This window comes from Halanaerobium sp. (genome assembly GCF_003070835.1).
The window spans coordinates 1-4,379 of sequence record NZ_QBLR01000282.1 but is presented as its reverse complement, the minus strand read 5'-3'; the positions used below and the strand labels follow the sequence as shown (position 1 = coordinate 4,379).

Sequence of the window (4,379 nt, the reverse complement as noted above, 5' to 3'; positions counted from 1 at the left end):
AATTAATAAAAAATCTTTTTAAAGATTATTCTAATATTGATTTGTTTCTTACTGGAGGTGATACAGCAGCTGGGATTTGTAAAAAATTAGAAGTTAAAAATTTGAATATAATTGATGAATTATTGACAGGTATACCCTTATCGCTTGCAAAAACAGTAAATTATGGAGATTTAAATATAATTACTAAAGCTGGTGGCTTTGGGACTGAAGACTCTATAAGTGAAATTATTTATAAATTGAGAGACAGAAAGAAAGGATATGTTATCAATGAATAAAGTTATAATTGCTATAACAATGGGAGACCCTGCAGGAGTTGGTGCTGAAATTGCTGTCAAAGCAATGGGGAGAAAAGAATTATATACACACTCCATCCCAATTATAATAGGGAGTAAAGCTGTAATAAAAGATGCCATTAGTTTTATACCATCTAATTTAAAATTAAATATTATAAAAAAACCTGAGGATGCATTAGGTGAATTTGGTACAATAGATATTCTCGATTTAGATAATATACAATTGGATTATTTTAAATATGGTGAAGTGAGTCTAGCAGCTGGTAAAGCCGCAATTGAATATATATTAAAAGCAATAGATTTATCATTAGAAGATAGAATCCAGGCAGTAGTAACTGGACCAATTAATAAAGAAGCAATCAATAAAGCAGGTTATCATTATGCAGGTCACACAGAATTATTTGCTGAGAAAACATCAACTAATAATTATGCTATGATGCTTAGTAGTAAAAATATGAGAGTCATTCATGTTTCTACTCACGTATCATTAAAAGAAGCGGTTGAAAGAGTGAAAGAAAAAAGAATTTACGATGTTATCTGTTTAGCTAATAAGGCTATGTTGGATATAGGAATAGAAAAACCAAAAATTGCTGTAGCTGGTTTAAATCCGCATTCAGGGGAAAATGGACTTTTTGGTAGAGAAGAAATAGAAGAAATTATACCTGCTATAAAAAAAGTTCAAAAAGAAGGCATAAATGTAGAAGGGCCTATCCCTCCAGATACAGTTTTTTCCAAGGTTATGGGGGGAAGATATGATATAGCAGTTGTTATGTATCATGATCAGGGCCATATACCTATGAAAGTAACTGGTTTTAAACTGGATAAAAAAACTAATGAGTGGAAATCAGTTAGTGGAGTAAACACTACTGTAGGTTTACCTATTATTAGAACTTCAGTAGATCATGGAACTGCATTTGATATAGCTGGAGAAAATGAGGCTAATGAAGATAGTTTAGTGGAAGCTTTAGAACTAGCTGTTGAATTTGTAATATAAATAAGAAAACACAAGTGAAAGGAGTGGTAAAGAAATTCAAAATATTATTCTATTAAATCAGACTTGTTTTATAATAAGAGTGTTATCCAAATCTAAGGAGGAAAAAAATGAGGAAAAAATTATCAGTTTTATTAGTAGTGCTTTTTGTTTTATTAAGTGTTGGAGTAGTTAGTGCAGCTGAATACACAATTAAAGTTGGAAATACTCAGCCCATGGGACATATTTATAATCAGGGATTATTAAGATTTAAAGAACTTGTAGAAGATAGAAGTAATGGTGAAATTGAAGTTCAGATTTTCCCAAGTTCTCAACTTGGTGATGAACGAGATTTAGTAGAGGGTTTACAGCTGGGAACTGTTCAAATGGCATTAAGTTCTACTGGCCCTTTAGGTGGATTTGTAACAGAAATCATGGTTCTTGATCTTCCTTATCTATTTAAAAATAGAGCTCATGCATATTCAGTTTTAGACGGAGAAATTGGGCAAGAACTTTCAAAAGGATTTGTAGATGCAGGAATTAGAAATTTGGGATACTGGGAGAATGGATGGAGAAACATAACTAATAGTGTTAGACCTATCTATGAACCTGAAGATTTAAATGGTATTAAGATTAGAGTTATGGAGAGTAAATTAATGCTTGCATCTCTTGAAGCAATGGGTGCTAGTCCACTTCCAATGGCATTTAGTGAAGTCTATACAGCTTTAGAGCAGGGAACAATTGATGCTCAGGAAAATCCATTAGCTGTAATTTATTCTAATAACTTTGCAGAGGTACAGGAATACTTATCTATGACACAGCACTTTTATAATCCAGCTTTATTGCTTATAAGCGAAAGCTTTTATAGTAGTCTGCCAGAAGATTATAAAGAAATAGTTAGAAAATCAGCTAGTGAAGCTAAAGAATACGAACGTTATTTAAGTATTTTAGCTGATGAGAGACTTTTAGGTAAACTGCAGGAAGAGGGTATGGAAGTTAACAGTGTTGATAAAGATGCTTTTGTTGAAGCTACCAAATCTGTATATGATGAAAATGCAAAAATGATTGGTGAGGGAGATAAGGAAGCTGGTTTAGAATTAATGAATAAAATTCAGAACTACGATTACTAATTTAGAATAAAAATAAAACTTATAATGGCACATCAGCCGTTTAAGCTGATGTGCTTAAAAACAAAAAAAGGGGGATAGACTATATGAATAAAATATTGAATTTAATAGATAAGGTCATAAAGTATTTAATAATAACATTTTTAACTTTAATGGTTGTTCTGGTTTTTATGCAGGTTATTTTTCGCTTTGTTTTAAATAACCCTTTACAGTGGTCAGAAGAATTAAGCCGCTTTCTTTTTGTATGGATTTCATTTTTAGGAGCCTCATTAGCTCTGAAACAGGGCCAACATTTGGGTATTGATGTTTTTTTAAAATTATTTCCAAGAAAATTAAGTAAATTTTTCATTTTTTTATCTTATATTTTTATTTTAATCTTTTTAGTGGGTATTAGCTATAAAGGGGTTGGAGTATTAAATATAGTAAGTAGACAGAGATCTGCCTCTTTAAGAATACCGATGATTTATCCTTACAGTGGGGTATTTATTGGTCTTTTTTTAATGATCATTAATACGATTAATATTTTAAAAAATATGGTTTTTGGAAATGCTCTTGATGAAATATTAGATGGTAAAACTGAAGATTATAAAATAGATGGAGATACTACGAAATATCAAGAATAAAAGGAGGTTTAATTTATGGCATTGGTTATTTTAGGCAGTATGGTGTTGTTGTTTATTATTGGTACACCTATAGCATTTTCCTTAGGAATTGCTTCATCTATTGCGTTATTGGTTAAAAGCGATTTGCCATTACTAATATTGTTTCAAAGAATGTTTACTGGAACAGATTCATTTCCACTGATGGCAATACCTTTCTTTATGCTGGCAGGAGAATTGATGAATACAGGTGGAATATCTAAAAGATTAGTAAAATTTGCTGAATCTTTAGTTGGTCATATTGCTGGAGGTTTAGGGATGGTAAGTGTTATTGGAGCAATGTTTTTTGCTGGCATTTCCGGTGCAGCAGCAGCTGATACTGCAGCAATTGGTTCAATTTCAATTCCAGCAATGATAAGAGGTGGTTATAAGAAAAATATTGCAGCCTCTATACAGGCTGCAGGGGGTAGTATTGGAGTTATAATTCCTCCAAGTATTCCTATGGTTTTGTTTGGTGTTATTAGTGGAGTTTCTATTGGCAAATTATTTCTAGGAGGATTTGTACCTGGAATTATAATAGGCTTGGGGTTTATGCTTTTATCTTACATTATTGCAAAAAAAGAAGGTTATAAGACACTTGAACGCAGCAGTATCAAAAATGTTTTCACCAGTTTTAAAGATGCACTCTGGGCACTTATTATGCCATTTATTATCATTGGCGGTATTTTAGCAGGTATTTTCACTCCAACAGAAGCTTCAGTAGTAGCTGTTATTTATGGTTTGATTGCCGGTCTTTATATTTATAAAGAGCTGCAGTGGAAAGATATACCCGAAATTTTAGTTAGCTCAGCCATTACAACTTCTACAATTATGTTTTTAATTGCAACTGCTACAGGATTTGCCTGGATATTGACAAGTGAACAAATTCCTCAACAAATTTCAACCCAGCTTTTGAATTTAACAACAAATCCAATTTCATTATATTTTTTAATGATGGTAATATTATTAATTATGGGTACTTTTGTTGAAACATCTGCCGCACTAATTGTAATGGTTCCAATATTTTTTCCTATAGCACAACAGATTGGACTGGATCCGGTACATTTTGGAGTAATGTTTGTAATTGCCTTAGCAACAGGAATGTTGACACCTCCTTTAGGTATTTGTCTATTTATTTCCTGTAATATAGCGAAAATTCAGATGTCTGATATAATTAAAGCTATAGGACCATTTGTCATAATGATGATATCTTTAATGGTTTTATTGATTTTATTTCCGGGAATAGTAACATTTATTCCAGACTTTTTTATGGGTTAATTGTTAATATTAGTATCTGAGTTAAGATTATTGATCAGAAAAATATTAATTTTTTGCGGTCAGAGCTTATAAG

At 31.7% G+C, this 4,379-nt stretch carries 5 protein-coding genes; all 5 read left to right on the top strand.

Going from position 1 to position 4,379, the window contains the following annotated elements; translation table 11 throughout:
* Positions 1-275 (top strand): nucleotide-binding domain containing protein (locus CI949_RS17395; RefSeq protein WP_290768683.1); only part of this gene is annotated, 275 nt, incomplete at its 5' end.
* Entirely contained in the window at positions 268-1,287 is a 1,020-nt protein-coding gene (gene pdxA, locus CI949_RS17390; RefSeq protein ID WP_073159510.1) for a 4-hydroxythreonine-4-phosphate dehydrogenase PdxA, read from the top strand. The genes CI949_RS17395 and pdxA, both read left to right, overlap by 8 nt.
* 107 nt (positions 1,288-1,394) lie before the next feature.
* Positions 1,395-2,393, top strand: coding sequence for a DctP family TRAP transporter solute-binding subunit (locus tag CI949_RS17385; RefSeq protein ID WP_073159512.1), 999 nt, complete (start codon positions 1,395-1,397; stop codon positions 2,391-2,393).
* 83 nt (positions 2,394-2,476) lie between these two features.
* Positions 2,477-3,013, top strand: a complete 537-nt coding sequence (locus tag CI949_RS17380; protein WP_073159514.1) for a TRAP transporter small permease — start codon at positions 2,477-2,479, stop codon at positions 3,011-3,013.
* A gap of 15 nt (positions 3,014-3,028) precedes the next feature.
* The gene (locus CI949_RS17375) at positions 3,029-4,306 is read left to right on the top strand and encodes a TRAP transporter large permease (protein ID WP_073159516.1); all 1,278 of its coding nucleotides are present in this window, start codon (positions 3,029-3,031) and stop codon (positions 4,304-4,306) included.
* Positions 4,307-4,379: the final 73 nt, after the last annotated feature.